General features: G+C 62.7%; 18 protein-coding genes. 12 read left to right on the top strand and 6 right to left on the bottom strand.

Going from position 1 to position 15,802, the window contains the following annotated elements:
- Window positions 1-104 precede the first annotated feature (104 nt).
- Complete coding sequence (locus DXT77_RS08600; protein ID WP_047293552.1) at window positions 105-434, top strand: hypothetical protein; 330 nt, start codon at window positions 105-107, stop codon at window positions 432-434.
- 72 nt (window positions 435-506) lie between these two features.
- Here DXT77_RS08600 and cynR read toward each other — a convergent pair whose 3' ends face one another.
- Entirely contained in the window at window positions 507-1,385 is an 879-nt protein-coding gene (gene cynR, locus DXT77_RS08595) for a transcriptional regulator CynR (RefSeq protein WP_119427330.1), read from the bottom strand.
- 120 nt (window positions 1,386-1,505) lie between these two features.
- Between cynR and cynS the strand changes: the two genes are divergently transcribed.
- The 4 genes from cynS (at window position 1,506) to DXT77_RS08575 (ending at window position 3,907) form a co-directional block, all read left to right on the top strand.
- Window positions 1,506-1,970: a cyanase gene (cynS, locus tag DXT77_RS08590; RefSeq protein WP_011334741.1), complete on the top strand. Its 465-nt coding sequence runs from the start codon at window positions 1,506-1,508 to the stop codon at window positions 1,968-1,970.
- Between the two features lie 83 nt (window positions 1,971-2,053).
- Window positions 2,054-2,290: a DUF2790 domain-containing protein gene (locus tag DXT77_RS08585; protein WP_119427329.1), complete on the top strand. Its 237-nt coding sequence runs from the start codon at window positions 2,054-2,056 to the stop codon at window positions 2,288-2,290.
- A 12-nt stretch (window positions 2,291-2,302) separates the two neighbouring features.
- On the top strand, window positions 2,303-2,962 hold the full coding sequence (locus tag DXT77_RS08580) for a carbonic anhydrase (RefSeq protein ID WP_119427328.1): 660 nt from the start codon (window positions 2,303-2,305) through the stop codon (window positions 2,960-2,962).
- 171 nt (window positions 2,963-3,133) lie between these two features.
- The gene (locus tag DXT77_RS08575) at window positions 3,134-3,907 is read left to right on the top strand and encodes an alpha/beta fold hydrolase (RefSeq protein ID WP_119427327.1); all 774 of its coding nucleotides are present in this window, start codon (window positions 3,134-3,136) and stop codon (window positions 3,905-3,907) included.
- A 47-nt stretch (window positions 3,908-3,954) separates the two neighbouring features.
- Here the strand turns inward: DXT77_RS08575 and DXT77_RS08570 are convergent, their stop codons facing one another.
- Together DXT77_RS08570 and glsB are read right to left on the bottom strand one after the other, a co-directional pair.
- On the bottom strand, window positions 3,955-5,457 hold the full coding sequence (locus tag DXT77_RS08570) for an aldehyde dehydrogenase family protein (RefSeq protein WP_119427326.1): 1,503 nt from the start codon (window positions 5,455-5,457) through the stop codon (window positions 3,955-3,957).
- Between the two features lie 69 nt (window positions 5,458-5,526).
- Window positions 5,527-6,435: a glutaminase B gene (gene glsB / locus DXT77_RS08565; RefSeq protein ID WP_085711458.1), complete on the bottom strand. Its 909-nt coding sequence runs from the start codon at window positions 6,433-6,435 to the stop codon at window positions 5,527-5,529.
- A gap of 362 nt (window positions 6,436-6,797) precedes the next feature.
- On the opposite strand from glsB, the gene DXT77_RS08555 reads away from it, so the two are divergent.
- Window positions 6,798-7,001 (top strand): hypothetical protein, encoded by a 204-nt coding sequence (locus DXT77_RS08555; RefSeq protein WP_119427325.1) that lies wholly within the window; start codon window positions 6,798-6,800, stop codon window positions 6,999-7,001.
- Window positions 7,002-7,057: 56 nt separating this feature from the next.
- Window positions 7,058-7,573 (top strand): DoxX family protein, encoded by a 516-nt coding sequence (locus tag DXT77_RS08550; protein ID WP_119427324.1) that lies wholly within the window; start codon window positions 7,058-7,060, stop codon window positions 7,571-7,573.
- Window positions 7,574-7,576: 3 nt separating this feature from the next.
- On the opposite strand, the gene DXT77_RS08545 is transcribed toward DXT77_RS08550, so the two are convergent.
- The gene (locus DXT77_RS08545) at window positions 7,577-9,181 is read right to left on the bottom strand and encodes a murein L,D-transpeptidase (protein WP_119427323.1); all 1,605 of its coding nucleotides are present in this window, start codon (window positions 9,179-9,181) and stop codon (window positions 7,577-7,579) included.
- Window positions 9,182-9,333: 152 nt separating this feature from the next.
- Here DXT77_RS08545 and DXT77_RS08540 point away from each other — a divergent pair, with 152 nt between their 5' ends.
- The 4 genes from DXT77_RS08540 to DXT77_RS08525 all read left to right on the top strand — a co-directional run bounded on the left by DXT77_RS08540 (window position 9,334) and on the right by DXT77_RS08525 (window position 12,560).
- Window positions 9,334-10,047 carry a murein L,D-transpeptidase catalytic domain family protein gene (locus DXT77_RS08540; RefSeq protein ID WP_119427322.1) on the top strand — a complete coding sequence of 238 codons (714 nt, stop codon included), beginning with the start codon at window positions 9,334-9,336 and terminating at the stop codon, window positions 10,045-10,047.
- Window positions 10,048-10,214: 167 nt separating this feature from the next.
- Window positions 10,215-10,466, top strand: a complete 252-nt coding sequence (locus DXT77_RS08535) for a DUF2790 domain-containing protein (RefSeq protein WP_114883787.1) — start codon at window positions 10,215-10,217, stop codon at window positions 10,464-10,466.
- 19 nt (window positions 10,467-10,485) lie between these two features.
- The gene (locus DXT77_RS08530; RefSeq protein ID WP_119427321.1) at window positions 10,486-11,157 is read left to right on the top strand and encodes a heavy metal response regulator transcription factor; all 672 of its coding nucleotides are present in this window, start codon (window positions 10,486-10,488) and stop codon (window positions 11,155-11,157) included.
- Window positions 11,154-12,560 carry a heavy metal sensor histidine kinase gene (locus DXT77_RS08525; protein ID WP_119427320.1) on the top strand — a complete coding sequence of 469 codons (1,407 nt, stop codon included), beginning with the start codon at window positions 11,154-11,156 and terminating at the stop codon, window positions 12,558-12,560. Before DXT77_RS08530 ends, DXT77_RS08525 begins: the two co-directional genes overlap by 4 nt.
- 54 nt (window positions 12,561-12,614) lie before the next feature.
- Here DXT77_RS08525 and DXT77_RS08520 read toward each other — a convergent pair whose 3' ends face one another.
- The gene (locus tag DXT77_RS08520; RefSeq protein ID WP_119427319.1) at window positions 12,615-14,006 is read right to left on the bottom strand and encodes an MFS transporter; all 1,392 of its coding nucleotides are present in this window, start codon (window positions 14,004-14,006) and stop codon (window positions 12,615-12,617) included.
- A gap of 103 nt (window positions 14,007-14,109) precedes the next feature.
- Between DXT77_RS08520 and DXT77_RS08515 the strand changes: the two genes are divergently transcribed.
- Entirely contained in the window at window positions 14,110-14,997 is an 888-nt protein-coding gene (locus DXT77_RS08515; protein ID WP_119427318.1) for a LysR family transcriptional regulator, read from the top strand.
- Here the strand turns inward: DXT77_RS08515 and DXT77_RS08510 are convergent.
- On the bottom strand, window positions 14,994-15,614 hold the full coding sequence (locus DXT77_RS08510; protein WP_119427317.1) for a cell wall hydrolase: 621 nt from the start codon (window positions 15,612-15,614) through the stop codon (window positions 14,994-14,996). The genes DXT77_RS08515 and DXT77_RS08510 overlap by 4 nt on opposite strands.
- Between the last annotated feature and the right edge of the window lie 188 nt (window positions 15,615-15,802).

Below are 15,802 nucleotides of genomic sequence, written 5' to 3'. Positions count from 1 at the left end.
CCGCTGACGTCCTGGTTTCGGTGCCAGGGATCAACTAACCGATGGGCTACCTGTATTAGCGAATCAACTTTGAAAGATCACCAGACTGGTCAAGGGGCAATATCATGAATCTGAACAATCAACCTACTATCGAAGAACTGGCTCGTATGTTCGCTGCGCAAAAAGACAGCCACGACAGCCATATTCTGTGGATCAGCAAGTCGGGTCAGGTCCATATCGACTGCCTGTCGCCCCATGCTGGTGAAGAAGAGTTCGACCGGAACAACCAGAACCTGCTGGCCCGCCTGAAGATGTACCGCCGCGGCCACGGCTATGTCGGCAAGAAAGCCGCAGCCGACAAGGACTTCATCGGTAATGTTCTGCAAACGCTGAAACAGGCGTGGGACTCGATGCAGAACAAGAACGAAGTCCGGGTGATTGATCGGTTCTGCTAAGTTGCAACTTCAAAAACAAAAGGGCCTGCTTCCGATAAGGAGCAGGCCCTTTTTATTGAACGCAAACCCTGTTCATGAACGTTTTTCCAACACCATTTCCATGAACGCCTCCGCCGCCGCACTGTGATAATTATTCTTGCGCCGCAACAACGCCGCCCCCCGCTGCGGCGCCTCACTCTCCACACGTAACCGGCGCAACGCCCGATCCTCGGTGGCTATCGCCTCCGGCAATATGGTCGCCATCGGCGCATGCCGGATCACTTCGAGCAAGGTACTCACCGAATTCACCTCGATCTGCACCTTGGGCGTGATGCCATGCTGGCGAAAATACTCATCGACGGACACCCGGGTGATGTAACCCGGCGCCAACAGTGCGAAATCAAGTTGCGCGATGTCATTGGGGCTCAGAACCAATGAGCTGTCATACAACGGATGCTCCCGCCCGACCATCACCCCCAGCGTCTCGACAAACGCCGGAATGCATTCAATGTCCGGGCTGCGCACCGGGGTGAAGGCAATCGCGATATCCAGCGAGTCATCCGCCAGCCCCGCCTCGATGTCATCCATCGACAGCTCGAAAATTTCCAGGTGAATCCCCGGATACCGCGCCACGTAGTCACGCACCAACGGCCCCACCAGATACGCCATGAACGTCGGGGTCATGGCCAGGCGCAGCGAGCCTCGGGACAGATCCTTCACGTCATGCAACGCTCGCTTGCCCGCCTCCAGTTCCACCAGCACCCGCCGCGCACATTCGATGTAAGCCTGCCCGGCATCAGTGGGTTTGACCGAGCGCGAGGTGCGATCGAACAGATCCACACCCAGGCTTTCCTCCAGTTGGCGGATCTGTTGCGACAGGGTCGGCTGCGACACGTGCAGCGCCTCGGCCGCCCGGGTGAATCCGCCGTGATCGGCCACGGCCAGCAGGTAACGCAAATGTCGCAGCAGCATGGGGCTCTCCATCTATAGGCAGTGCTTATGCCTTGCATTGTATATCGGTCTTGGACGCTATGGATCAATCGGCAGAAGATGAATCCCACACAGCAAGCCAACCCCGAAAGGAGAAGCACCATGCAATCCCAAGCCTACAACGACAGCCGCATCGCCCTGACCACTCGCGCCCTGGATGCCAAGGCCCAGAAAAACCTGTCGTGGCAGGACCTGGCCGACGGCACCGGCCTGAGCCTGGCCTACGTCACCGCCGCCCTCCTCGGCCAGCACCCGCTGCCAAAAGCCGCTGCCGAAGTGGTCGGTGACAAGCTGGAACTGAGCGCCGAAGACGTCGCCGCCCTGCAAATCATCCCGCTGCGCGGCAGCCTGGACGGTGTGCCGACCGACCCGACCATCTACCGCTTCCACGAGATGATCCAGATCTACGGCACCACCCTGAAGGCACTGGTTCACGAGCAGTTCGGCGACGGCATCATCAGCGCGATCAACTTCAAGCTCGACATCAAGAAAGTCGAAGACCCTGAAGGCGGTTCCCGCGCCGTGGTCACCCTCGACGGCAAGTTCCTCCCGCTGCGTCCGTTCTGACCCCTCCGGGCCCGCACCCCGCGTGCGGGCCCATCCCAACCTGAATTGCCAAGTCGTCACCACATCTGTCTGGAGGCTGCCCCATGCAAAAAATCCTGCTGTCCCTGGTCCTGCTCGCCGGCCTCGCCGCCCAGGCCCAGGCTGATGAAGAGGCCGTCGCCTATCGCTACGGCATGCAACTGGACATCGCGCAAGTCGTGAGCATCACCCCGGTGGCCGACATCTGCGGCGTAGTGCCGGTCGAGATGACCTACCTCGACAGCCACGGCGCAAAACACATTCTTCAATACAGCGAATTCGGTACTGGCTGTTCGAACTGAGAGGACAACACCATGAAAAACCTGATCGAAGGCTTCCTGAAGTTCCAGAGCGAAGCGTTTCCGCAACGCACCGAGCTGTTCAAATACCTGGCGACTACCCAGACCCCGGGCACCTTGTTCATCACCTGCTCCGACAGCCGTGTCGTGCCCGAGCTGCTGACCCAACAGGAACCCGGCGAACTGTTCGTGATCCGCAACGCCGGCAATATCGTGCCGTCCTACAGCCCGCATCCGGGCGGGGTTTCAGCGACGGTGGAATACGCAGTCGCCGTGCTCGGCGTCACCGACATCGTGATCTGCGGCCACTCGGATTGCGGCGCCATGACCGCCATCGCCCAGTGCAAATGCATGGATCACCTGCCCGCCGTCAGCGGCTGGCTGCAACATGCCGAGTCGGCGAAAGTGGTCAACGAATCACGGCCACACGCCAATGACGCCGCCAAGCTGAGTTCGATGGTGCGCGAGAACGTGATCGCCCAACTGGCGAACATTCAGACTCATCCGAGCGTGCGTCTGGCCCAGGAAAAAGGCCTGCTGAATCTGCACGGCTGGGTCTACGACATCGAGACCGGCTCCATCGATGCCCTCACCGCCGACCGCCGCACCTTCGTCTCGCTGGCCGAGCAACCGTCGACCTGCGCAGTGCATGGCCAAACGGTCAATGCCGCCTGAACCGAACGCCCCGCACCAGCCGGGGCGTTTGCTTTGTATCAGCTTGTAGCCAGCGCCCTGCCAGACACAGTTCCATGCACCCGCGCCGGGAGGCGGACACATCCCCGATACAGCCGACGCCTTGAATTAGCCCGAACGCTGCATCCCTCCTCCCGACACAAGGAAAACCCGATGAACAAGTTGTTTGCAGGTTTGGCCCTCGCCGCCGCCATAGCCGGCGCCACTTCGGCGATGGCCGCCGAGAAACCCACCGTGGTGCTGGTGCACGGTGCCTTTGCCGATTCCAGCAGCTGGAACGGTGTGGTGAAAATTCTGGAAAAGGACGGTTATCCGGTGATCGCGGCGGCCAACCCGCTGCGCACGCTCAAGGGTGATGCGCAATCGGTCGCCGATGTGTTGGCCGGGATCAAGTCGCCGGTGGTGCTGGTCGGTCATTCCTACGGCGGGCCGGTGATCAGTGAAGCCGCTTATGGCAATACCAACGTCAAGGCACTGGTGTATGTCGCGGCACTGGCACCTGAAGCCGGAGAAACCGTGGCCGGGCTGGCCGGCAAATTCCCCGGCAGCACCCTCGGCCCGACCCTTGCGCCGCCCGTTGCCCTGAAGGACGGCGGCAAGGATCTGTATATCCAGCAGGACAAGTTCCACGACCAGTTCGCCGCCGACGTACCGAACGCCGATGCAAAACTGATGGCCGCGACTCAGCGCCCGGTCACCGAAGCGGCGCTGAACGAGGCGGCCAGCGAGCCGGCGTGGAAATCGATTCCGTCGTGGTTCGTGTACGGCGACAAGGACAAGAACATCCCGCCGCAAGCCATGGCGTTCATGGCCGAACGGGCGCACGCGAAAAAGACCGTGGTGGTCAAGGGCGCGTCCCATGTGGTGATGGTGTCGAATCCGAAAGCCGTGGCCAGCCTGATCGAATCCGCCGCCACCGCCAAGTGATACGAAAACGCCGCACCTGTCATTGCGACAGGCGCGGCGTTTTGGTTTTAGCGTTTTACGCCCAGATCGACCTGGGTCATGCGGCTGCGCACAGTGAACACACCGTCACCCGAAAGAATCGCGCTGCGGGCGAACAGGCGACCGCTCTCCCAGTTCGAAAGCCCCAGCTCCGGCTTGTTCAGCGCGTACTGTCCATCGACCCAACGGGTTATGCCGTTACCCACGAACGGCGCATTGACCGCGCTGTAGAAACGCTCCTGAACGGCAGCGTCCTCGCTGATCAGCGACACAGTGAACTGCGGGCTGTAGCGGTTGAACAGTGCGATGGCCTGATCCAGATCGTCGACGATCATCAGGCTGGTTTCCGGGGTTTCTTCCCACTCCCACTCGCGGCCCAGCTGGGCTTCGGGCAGCGGCTCGGCCAGGGCCTCGGTCTGATAACCCTCGGCGCGATAGACTTCGACCGTCGCGTTCTGCCACTCGCTCGGCAGGTAGCTTTCGCTGCCTTCGACGATGTGCAACTTGCAGCCCTGACCGCGTGCGGTGCCGGCCTGCTGCAAGGCATCGAGGAACAACGGCACCAGTTCGGCGGCGCGGTCGCGCTGGATCAGGCAGACGTTGAGGGTGTTGCAGACCTTGCGATCCAGCGAGTTACGCACCACGGCGGCAAAGCGTTTGGCGTCGGCATCACGATCGGCGATCAGCCACGCGCCACCGGTGCCGTGGAGGCTGACGGCGGTGCCGGCCTGCTGGGCGATGCTGCCCAACTGGCTGACTGCACGGCCCGAACCACGGGCCACCGCCAGCGACAGACGCCGGTCGGCGAACATCGCCCAACCGGCGGCGTGGTTGACGCTCTCGACCAGCGACACTGCACCGGCCGGCAGACCGGCATCAGCCAGCGCCGGGGTCAGGGCGTGGGTGACGATGGCTTGCGCGGTGCCCAATGCATCGCTGCCTATGCGCAGCACGGCGGTGTTGCCGGTGCGCAATACGCCAGCGGCGTCGGCGAAGACGTTAGGCCGGCCTTCGAACACGAAGGCGACGATGCCCAGCGGCGACACCACCTGCTCGACCTTCCAGCCGTCGTGCTCGACGCTGCTGATGACTTTACCGCGAGTGGCCGGCGCATCACGCCATGCGCGCAGGCCGGCGATCATGTCGCGGCGCATGCGCTCGTCAGCGAGCAAACGGGTGGTCGAACGACCGCGCGCCTTGGCCCGTTCGATGTCGGCGAGGTTGGCGGTTTCGATCAGTGCCCAGGCGTCAGGGCTTTCCAGCCGTTGAGCGAACAGATCGAAGAAACGGCTGATCGCTTCATCCGACACCGCGGACAACGCAGTAAACGCCGCTGCTGCAAGCTCGATCGCCACCGACGCGGCCTGCTGATCCACCACCGGAATCAGCAACAGCTCACCGCTCACCTGCTCCACCAACAGGTGGTCGCCGGGTCGGAAACGCTCGGCCAGTTCGGGGCTGACCACGGTGACGCGGTTACCGGCGAAAGGGATGGGCGTGCCAGCGACGAGACGTTCGAGCGCGAGAGACATGGAGCGGATTCACCATATTGAGGGCGGCCGGAAAATGTATAGCTTGCCCACCCTCAAAGCAACACAGGCTCAGAACACCGACCAGCCGATCCGCGAGCTGAGCATTTCCAGCGCCGCCATCCCCGCCAGCGAGTTGCCCGCCGCGTTGAGTTCCGGCGACCACACGCACACCGTGAATTGCCCCGGCACTACGGCAACGATGCCGCCACCGACACCGCTCTTGCCCGGCAGGCCGACGCGGTAGGCAAAGTTGCCGGCCTCGTCGTACAGCCCGCTGGTGGCCATGATCGAGTTGACTTGCTGGGTCTGGCGGCGGGTCAGGATCTGTTCGCCGCTGTGCTTGCAATAGCCATCGTTGGCCAGGAAGCAGAACGCCCGGGCCAGGTCGATGCAGCTCATGCGCAGTGCGCAGTGGCTGAAATAGCTGCGCAGAACCGCTTCGACGTCGTTATGGAAATTGCCGAAGGATTGCATCAGGTAGGCCATCGCCGCGTTACGTGCGCGGTGCTGGTATTCGGAATCGGCGACCTTGCCGTCGACCATCACCTGCGGATTGCCCGACAGCCGTCGCACGAAATCACGCATCGACAAGGCCGGCGCCGCGAAGCGCGACTGGTTGATGTCGCAGATCACCAGCGCCCCGGCGTTGATGAACGGATTGCGCGGACGGCCGCGTTCGAATTCCAGCTGCACCAGCGAGTTGAACGGCTGGCCGGACGGCTCGTGGCCCAGGCGTTCCCAAATTGCTTCGCCGGAGTGTTCGATGGCCTGCACCAGGCTGAACACCTTGGAAATACTCTGCACCGAGAACAGCGTCTCGGCATCGCCGGCGCAATACATTTCGCCGTCGTTGCCGTACACGGCGATGCCCAGTTGATCGGGCGGCACGGTGCCGAGGGCGGGAATGTAGTCAGCCACCTTGCCCTGCCCGATCAGGGGCCGGACAGCGTCAAGGATCTCGTTCAACAGCGCTTGCATGCCGGGTCTCGAAGTCTCGCCCCATGGGATTGCGGGGACACGGTGGCTAGACGCTGCGTGGCTGAGGCAAATCACACATTCGGAATAATTGGAGATCCATTGTGGGAACGAGCCTGCTCGCGATGAGGCCGGCACGGCAGGCATCCTCGGCGTCTGACCCGCCGCTATCGCGAGCAGGCTCGCTCCCACAGTTTTTAAGCAGTCTGTGTATCGCAGTGTGTACGGCCCGACGCCCGACACATCCCGCGCATAAATCCGAGCCTTCGCGACACATCCCCGATACAGCCCGACGTTCAAATGAACCTGTCGATCGGCAGCCCCGATCAAGCCTTTGAACTCACATTGTCTATTGGAGATTCACCATGACCAAGCTCTCGAAAAACGCTTTGACCCTCGGCCTGCTGCTGGCCGGCGGTATTGCCCTGTCCAACACGGCTTCGGCCTCCGAAGCGTTCAGCGTCAAGCAACTGGATCACGGTTACAGCCAGACTCAGGCCCAGGCCGATACCCCGGAAAAAACCTCGGAAGGCAAATGCGGTGAAGGCAAGTGCGGCGCCGGCGAATAACCCTCTTCACGGGGCATCCCGGTGCCCCTTTTCCCTTGCTTGAATGGAGTTCTCCCATGACAACCGCCCTCTCGACCGCCGTCAAAGGCCTGCACCTGAATCTCGACCGCGCCGGCCAGTGGCTGGCACCGCTGACCCTGCGCCTGTTCATCGCCTGGGAGTTCTTCGAATCGGGCCTGGAGAAATTCAACGGCCAGAACTGGTTCGAAGACATTCAGGAGCGTTTCCCGTTTCCCTTCGATCACTTGCCGGCGACGCTGAACTGGGAGCTGTCGATGTGGGCCGAGCTGATTTGCGCGCTGGCCATCCTGATCGGACTCGGCACGCGGATCTCGGCGATTTCGTTGATCGTGGTGACAGTAGTGGCGACCGCCGCCGTGCACTGGCCGGCAGACTGGTCGTCCTTGAGCGAACTGGCCCAGGGCTACGCGATCACCAACAAGGGCTTCGGCAACTTCAAGCTGCCCGCGATCTACCTGGCCGCGCTGGTGCCGCTGGTGTTCGCCGGGGCCGGCAAGTTGAGCGTGGATGCGTGGCTGGCGCGGTTTTTCTGGAAACGCGCCAGCCGTTGAGGATCAATGCGCCCGATCAAGTCCCGCGAGCAACGCGCTGTCACGACTGTAGATATCCGGTGCGTAGAGCACGCGGCCCTGCCCGTCGACCTGCGCCGTCCAGTACGTCATGAGGATCGGCACCGGGTTGCTCAGGCGGAACTCATGGGTGGTGCCGGTGGCGAGCAAGGTGTCGGTGCGCGCTCGTTCCGCCGGGCTGAGCAGGAAGTCGCGCAGTTTCATCGGGTGTTCGACCCGCACACAGCCGGAACTGAACGCCCGTGGCCCCTTGTCGAACAGCGCCTTGCTCGGCGTGTCATGCAGGTACACCGAGAACGGATTGGGGAAGCGGATGACCATCTGCCCCAGAGGATTGCGCGGCCCTGCGTCCTGACGCAGAAGGATGTTGCCGGGGTTGTCCCAGTCGATGTCGGCAGCGGCCAGCGGCTGGCCGTTGGCGTCGAGTACTTGCAGGTTCTGACGGCTGAGGAAGGTCTGGTCCTTGCGGATTTCCGGCAGCTTGTCTTCTTTCCAGATGGTCGGCGGCACGGTCCAGGTCGGGTTCAGCGTCAGGCGCGTGACCCGGGATTTGAGCAGCGGAGTCTGGCGTTCGGCGCGACCGACCTGGGTGCGGGTCTGCCACACCGGCAGGCCGCCCTGGTACAGGGTCAGTTCGGCAGCAGCGACGTTGACCAGCAAACCATCGGGCTCCATGTCCTGGGCCAGCCAGCGGAAACGCTCAAGGTTGACCCGCAACTGTTCGCGACGGGTCAGCGGGCTGATGTTCATCTCGGCAATCGTCCCCGGCCCGACTACGCCATCGGCCTGCAACGAATGGTTGGCCTGGAAGCTTTTCACGGCTTCGACCAAAACACCGTGATAAGCGTTGTCCGGCGTGCCGACCACACTGCTCAGATAACCTTCGCTGTACAGTCGCCGCGCCAGCTCCGGCACGCGTTTGTCTTCCATGTCCGGGCGCAACAGCGGCCCGTTGCCCACCGATTGCCAGTGCGGCAAGGCCTGCAGGCGTTGCGCGGCGTAGAGATGGCGCAGGTTCTGGTATTGCGCCAGGCGCGGGCGGGCCAGATCGAAGGCGGCGGCAACGTCACGCATGCCCGGCACGGCGATGGCGAGCAGCTCCGCCTGACGATCGCGGGGCGTATCGTCGGCATGCCACAACGGTTCGAAATGCGATTGCAGCAGACGACCGTAATGCAGGTCCTGCAAGGCCTGCAGGTAATTGCGGCTGATGTCGATGTCGGCGCACAGTTCGCCATCCTGCGGAGCCGTGTCGGCAACCGGGTAGCGCTTGGGATTTAGGCCATCGTCGGCCAGCAGCTGCAATTGCGCATGCAAGGCCGGCAATTGCCCGGCCGCTGCCCACACCGGCATCCAGTCCTGCTGCCGATAGAAAGCCTGCAACTGTTCCAGAGCCGGGCCACTGAGACGGGCGGCAATCGCCGGGCAAGCCTGCGGCAGACCGATCAGCACGGCCTGCAACGGACTTTGCGGCTCCACGGGCACCTCCGCCGGCAGTGTCGGGAGCGCCGGCAACGGCTCTTCGGCCCAAACGACAAACGGCGCAGCGAGCAGACAAATGCTCAAGTAGCATGCGTACTTTTTGAACAACTGCTTTACTCCAATCCATGGCCGTCTTGATTGACGGTCAACCTTACATCAGGTGCGGTGATACAGTCAGGTCCGATTCGCGGGCCTGCCGGGGACGACTGGACGTCAGGAGCCAAAGTGCCAAACATGTAGCCAGTGAGGATTCACTTTAAATGTTGACGTTTTTGCGCCGACTTCTGCTGACTGCCACTGCCCTGGGGCTGGGGACCAGTCATGTTTTTGCCGCCGGCACCGCTTCGCCGGTTCTCTACAACAGCCTCGCCCACGCCGCTCCGGAACTCAATCCCCAGGCGCTGAAAGGTGCCCTGAACGCCATGCAATGCGCGATCAATAACGGCGCGAAGCAATCCCGTCACCTGGCGATCATCGATTATTCGCAACCGTCCACCGAGCGACGCCTGTGGATCTTCGACCTGACGCAGAAAAAACTCATCCTGCGCGACCTGGTCGCCCACGGCTCGAAGTCCGGGGACAACTTCGCCACCCGGTTCTCCAACCGTGAGGGCAGCTTCCAGTCCAGCCTCGGACTGTTCCGCACCCAGGAAAGTTACGAAGGCACCCACGGTTATTCGCTGCGCATGGACGGCCTGGAGCCGGGCGTCAACGACATGGCCCGGGATCGCGCCATCGTGATCCACGCCGCCGACTACGTGAATCTGTTCTGGAGCAAACGTACCGGCCGGCTGGGCCGCAGTCAGGGTTGCCCGGCGGTGCGTCCGCAAGTCGCCAGACGGGTGATCGACAGCCTGAAGGACGGCCAGTACATGTTTTCCTGGTACCCGGACCAGCACTGGCTGAAGTCCTCGCCGTACCTCAACTGCCAGCCGCAGCAGATTGCGAGCATTCTCAGTACCCATGGCAGTTGAAAACAGCTGCGGTCAAAACAATCCCCTGTTCTCACAGGGGATTTGTGTTTTCAGGGTTTCATTACAACTTTGTCATTGAGTTGTCGGTTTGCCGAGCGGATCGCCCGGTAGCCTGAAGTTGTTCCGGCACACCTGCCGATCCACTTCACCGACACGAGTGACTCATCATGAAAACCCTGATCCTGGCCTTCACCGCCCTCCTCGCCACCGGTTCCGTGTTCGCCGCCGAAATGCCGGACAACACGGTCATTCACGACACCAACGGTTTCTACGTGCACCTGGATGTCGACAAAGTCCTCTCCAGCACCGATATTTCCCAGGCTTGCGGCGTCATTCCAGCACGACTCAACTACCTCGACCACCAGGGCCGCGAACATGTGCTGGACTACCAAGTGCAAGGCAGCGGTTGCACCAACTGACCAGTGAGGCGCAGTGCCCATGAATATCCTTGTCGTCGAAGACGAACCCAAGGCCGGCAACTACCTGCTCAACGGCTTGCAGGAACTGGGTTACAACGTGAGCCTGGCCCGGGACGGCGCCGACGGTCTGCACCTGGCGCTGGAACACGGCTTCGACGTGATCGTGCTGGACGTGATGATGCCGAAAATGGATGGCTGGGAAGTCCTGCGCCGGCTGCGCAAGGAAGCCGACACGCCGGTGCTGTTCCTCACCGCCCGGGACGACATCGCCGACCGGGTCAAGGGCCTGGAACTGGGCGCCGACGACTACCTGATCAAACCGTTTTCCTTCGCCGAACTGGTGGCGCGCCTGCGCACCCTGACCCGGCGCGGGCCGATCCATGAAGAAGAACAGTTGCAGGTGGCCGATTTGCAGATCGACGTGCTCAAGCGCCGGGTCACCCGCGCCGGCAGCCGGATCACCCTGACCAACAAGGAATTCGCGCTGCTGCAACTGTTCGCCACCCACGAAGGGCAAGTGCTGTCGCGCTCGCTGATTGCTTCCCGAGTGTGGGACATGAATTTCGACAGCGACACCAATGTGGTCGATGTCGCCGTGCGCCGCCTGCGGGCGAAGATCGACGACCCGTTCCCGCTCAAGCTGATCCACAGCGTGCGCGGCATCGGCTACCGCTTCGATACCCAGCCATGAAAGTCGCCGGCACGTATTCCCTGACGCTGCGCCTGGCGCTGGTGTTCGCGGTGCTCGCCTTCGCGTCCCTGGCGGGCCTCGGCGCTGCACTGTACAACGCGCTGGATGAACAACTGACCCGCCGCGACGACATCCAGCTGGTCAGCCGCATCGATCAGTTGCGCACCATCCTCAACGACAGCAACACCCTGGAGCTGATCAAGAACAAACCGGCACTGTTCCAGAACATGCTCGGCAACCGCGAAGCGCTGTTGACCATCGGCGCGACGGGCCAGCCCCCCCTGTTCGTGGTCAATCCCAGTAACCTGACCTTGCCGACCGTACCCGCCGTGCCGATCAACCATGTGATGGCCCTCAACGATGTGCAGCATCTGCCGAGCATCAACGGCGTGCCGTTCTCGGCGGTGGCGGCCAGCATCGACTCCGGCGATCAGGGCAATCTGCAAGTGCTGATCGGCAAGGTGATGAGCGAACGCACGGCGATGCTCGCCAGTTACCGACTCAGCGTGTATGGCCTGGCCTCGCTGGCGGCGATTGTGCTGGCACTGGTTGGCTGCCTGCTGGTGTATCGCGGCCTGCTGCCGTTGCGGCGGCTTGCCCGGCATGCCCACGGAATCGGCATCGCCAACCTCGGTGAACGTCTCGACCGCAACGGCACGCCCCGGGAATTGCAACCGATGATCGAAGCCTTCAACGCGATGCTGGACCGGCTCGACCGAGGTGTCACCCAACTGAGCCAGGTCTCCACCGACATGGCCCACGAACTGCGCACGCCGATCAACAACCTGCTCGGCGAAACCCAGGTCGCCCTGCAACAGAACCGCAGCGTCGAGGCCTATCAGCAGTTGCTCGCCTCCAACGTCGAAGAACTCGAACGGCTGGCGCGGATGCTCGACAACATGCTGTTTCTCGCCCGTACTGACCCGGCCAGTGCCTTGAGCCAGCGTCAGGAGCTGGACGCCTGCGATGAGATGCAGCGCATCGCCGATTACTTCGAAGGACTGGCCGCCGATGTCGGCGTCACCATCGAGGCCCGTGGCAGCGGCGTGATCTGGGCCGAGCCGATGCTGCTGCGCCGGGCGCTGGCCAATCTATGCGCCAATGCGATCAAGTACGGTGCGGCGGACTCGACGATGCAGGTTGAAGCTTTGGCCGAACCGGATGGCAGCTACCTGCGGGTGCGCAATCAGGGGGCGACGATTCCCCCGGAGCATCTGTCGCGGCTGTTCGAACGTTTCTACCGCGCCGATCCGTCCCGCGAGCGTTCGGCCCAATCCAACGGTCTGGGCCTGTCGATCGTGGCGACCATCATGCAATTGCATCAGGGCCGCTACAGCGTCAGCAGCGTTGAGGGTGTCACCTGCTTTGAGCTGTTTTTTCCGGCCCGCCAACTTCGGGATTGAGTGCTCTTTGTGGGAGCGAGCCTGCTCGCGATAGCGTCGAATCAGCCAGCTTAATCAGCGTCGGACACTCCGCATCGCGAGCAGGCTCGCTCCCACAGGGCTGCAGCCAAGGCCGAGGGCAGCGATCATTAACGTCGTGGCAACGCCAAAAGTGACATGTAATCCGCTGGCAATCACTTCAGTCGATGCCCGGGTCGGATCGTCCGTGGTCAGGGCAAACACCGCGCCCATGGCCGCCGCCCCGGTGATCAACCCCAGATTGCGTGACAACCCGAGCATGGCCGAGACCACCCCGCGTTGATCCGGCCCGACACCCGCCATCAGCCCGGTATTGTTGGCGGCCTGGAACAGCGCATAACTCAATGCCACCGCCGTTATCGGCAACACATAGGCAAGCAGTCCGAGACTCACCGGCAACAGCGCCAGCAAAGCGCAACCGCAGGCCAGGCCGAGCAGCGCACCCGGCACCATTCGCCGCGCCCCGAAACGATCCACCAGACGCCCGGCCGGCACGCCACTGAACGCCGCCAGCAGCGGCCCGACCGACAACACCAGTCCGACCTGAGTGCTGCTGAGCCCCAAGCCTCGGCTCAGGTAAAACGGCCCGACCACCAGTGTGGTCATCATCACCGTGGTCACCAGCAAGGTCAGCGCCAGACTGCTGCTGATGCGTGTCTCGGTGAACAACGACAAATGAATAAGCGGCGCCCTGCTCTTCTTCTCGATCAGGATGAACAGCCCCACTCCCGACAGGCTGATCAACAACAACGTCGAGGTGAATCCTTCAACTGTCATCGCCAGCGCATAGGCCGCCAGCGTCAGCATCAGCACCGCGGTGCCGGGATAATCGAACACAACAGGCTTGAGTACGATTCGGTCCTTGGGCAGATAGCGATACACCAGCCACGCGTTGAGCAAGCCCAGCGGCACATTGATCACAAAGATCGACTCCCAGCCGACATGCGCCATCAACAGCCCACCGAGCGACGGCCCGAGGGTGGTGCCGGTGGCCGACATCGTGGCCAGCAACCCCATCGCACTGCCGGCCCGGGCCTTGGGCACCGCGTCGGCCACCAGCGCCACGGTCAATGCGAACATGATCGCCGCGCCCACGCCTTGCACCGCCCGCGCTCCGATCAGCCAGGCCAGGCTCGGCGCCAGTGCGCAGGCCAGCGAAGCGGCAGTAAAAATGCCGATGCCGATCAACAACAAGCGCCGCCGACCAAGACCGTCTCCCAGTCGCCCGACGCTGACAATCAAGGTGGTGACCGCCAGCAGGTAGGCCAGCACGATCCACTGCACTTCCTGAAACGTCGCATCGAAGGCCGCCGCCAGGGTCGGCAGTCCGGCGTTGGCGATGCTGGTGTCCAGCGACGGCATCAACATCGACAGCGCCAGACTGGTCAGCGCCCAGCGGGCTGAAGGGCTCAGGGGTTCTCGGTGCATGGGGGGCTCACAGGGCAGAAGTCATGGGACATAGCCTGAGCCTCGACAATACAAGGCGCAAGACGCATGCTTTGCACTTGATACCTGCATGGAACGCCATGTCATGAACGCACCGGACCTGAACCTGTTGATCACCCTCGACGTGCTGCTGAGCGAAGGCAGCGTGGCCCGGGCCGCCACGCGCCTGGGTCTGAGTCCGTCCGCCATGAGCCGGGCGCTGGCCCGCCTGCGGGAAACCACCGGCGATCCGCTGCTGGTACGCGCCGGTCGCGGGCTGGTGCCGACCCCGCGTGCGCTGGAGTTGCGCGACCGGGTCAGCTATCTGGTGCAGGAAGCCGAAGCGGTTTTGCGCCCGGCAGAAGTGCTCGATCCCGGCCAGTTGCGGCGCACTTTCACCCTGCGCAACACCGACGGTTTTGTCGAAACCTTCGCCGCCGCCCTGCTCGCCCGCATCGCCGAAGAGGCGCCCGACGTTCGCCTGCGTTTTGTGCAAAAGGCCGACAAGGACAGCACGCTGTTGCGCGAAGGCCGGGTGGATCTGGAGACCGGCGTGGTCGACGACAGCACCGACCCGACGCTGCACAGTCGCGTCCTGTTCCGCGATCAGTGGATCGGTGTGGTGCGTGAGGGGCATCCGTTGAGCAGCGGCAAGGTCAGCGCCAAACGCTTCGCTTCGGGCCAGCACATTCTGGTGTCACGGCGCGGGCGCAGCAGCGGCCCGGTGGACGAAGCGCTGCTCGCCTTCGGTCTGACGCGGGACATCGTCACTTCGTTCGGCGGGTTTTCGGCGGCGCTGACGCTGGTCCGAGAATCCGACCTGATCGCCACCGTTCCGGAACGCCACACCAGCAAACTGCGAACGGGCCTGTTCAGTTTCGCCCTTCCGTTGCGCATGCCGGACATCAGCGTGTCGATGCTCTGGCACCCGCGCATGGACGCCGACCCGGCACATCGCTGGTTGCGCAACTGCGTGCGGGAAGTCTGCGCCTAGCGCGCCTCGCCATCCTTGGGTTTGTAGAACAGGAATTTCCCGGTCTCGGCGGTCCTAGTGTACTTCTTCGCCCAACTCGGGTCGACATTGTGGTCATGAAAATACAGCGCGCCATGGGTACGATCAGGGAGCTGACGGTTCAGCGCCTTGCCGGCAATATCCTTGGCCAGCGCGTATTCGGCGTCTTCCTTGACCTGATCGGACTTGCCGTCGCACCACCAGGAAAACTGGCAGCCCTTGGCTTCCGAGCCCTGCTTGACCACTTCACACACGGTGCCCGGAAAACCGTCGTGGCCCAGACGATTCATCACCACATTGGCCACCGCTTCCATTTCCGCCGTGTCCTTGCCCTTGGCTTCCCAATAGATGCTGCGCGCCAGGCAGGTGATCGGGTCGTCCAGCGGCGCGGTGCCGGCCGGGTCGACGGCTTGCACCTCTTTCGGGGTGATGGCTTCGGATTTCGGCGCCGGGGGGGCGTCGGGCTTGTCGGCGGCCTTTTCTTCCAGTACCTCGGCTTTCGCTTCGGCCTTTTCCTTGATCGGTGCCTGATCCGTCGCCAGCACCGCGCCGCTCAGCAGGGTCAACACAAGACAACAGATCAGCCCGTGCAATTTCATGATCGATTCTTCCGGCAGCGCCCGTCGCGGGCTAAGTGTTACGTGGCTGAGACGCCCGGTTTCCGGGGACTTCGCAGAGTGTAGACGGCAGAATTTCGCGCAACGTTCCGTGCTGAAAACCACACCATGAAGAAAAAAGACATTGCACGACCCCGGGGCGTTTCGCGCATCATGGACGCACTCAGCCC

Origin of the sequence: Pseudomonas sp. 91RF (assembly GCF_003576265.1) — a bacterium.
In the GTDB taxonomy this organism is placed as follows: domain Bacteria; phylum Pseudomonadota; class Gammaproteobacteria; order Pseudomonadales; family Pseudomonadaceae; genus Aquipseudomonas; species Aquipseudomonas kribbensis.
Note: the sequence above shows the minus strand (reverse complement) of the source record. Positions and strands in the feature narration are given on the sequence as shown.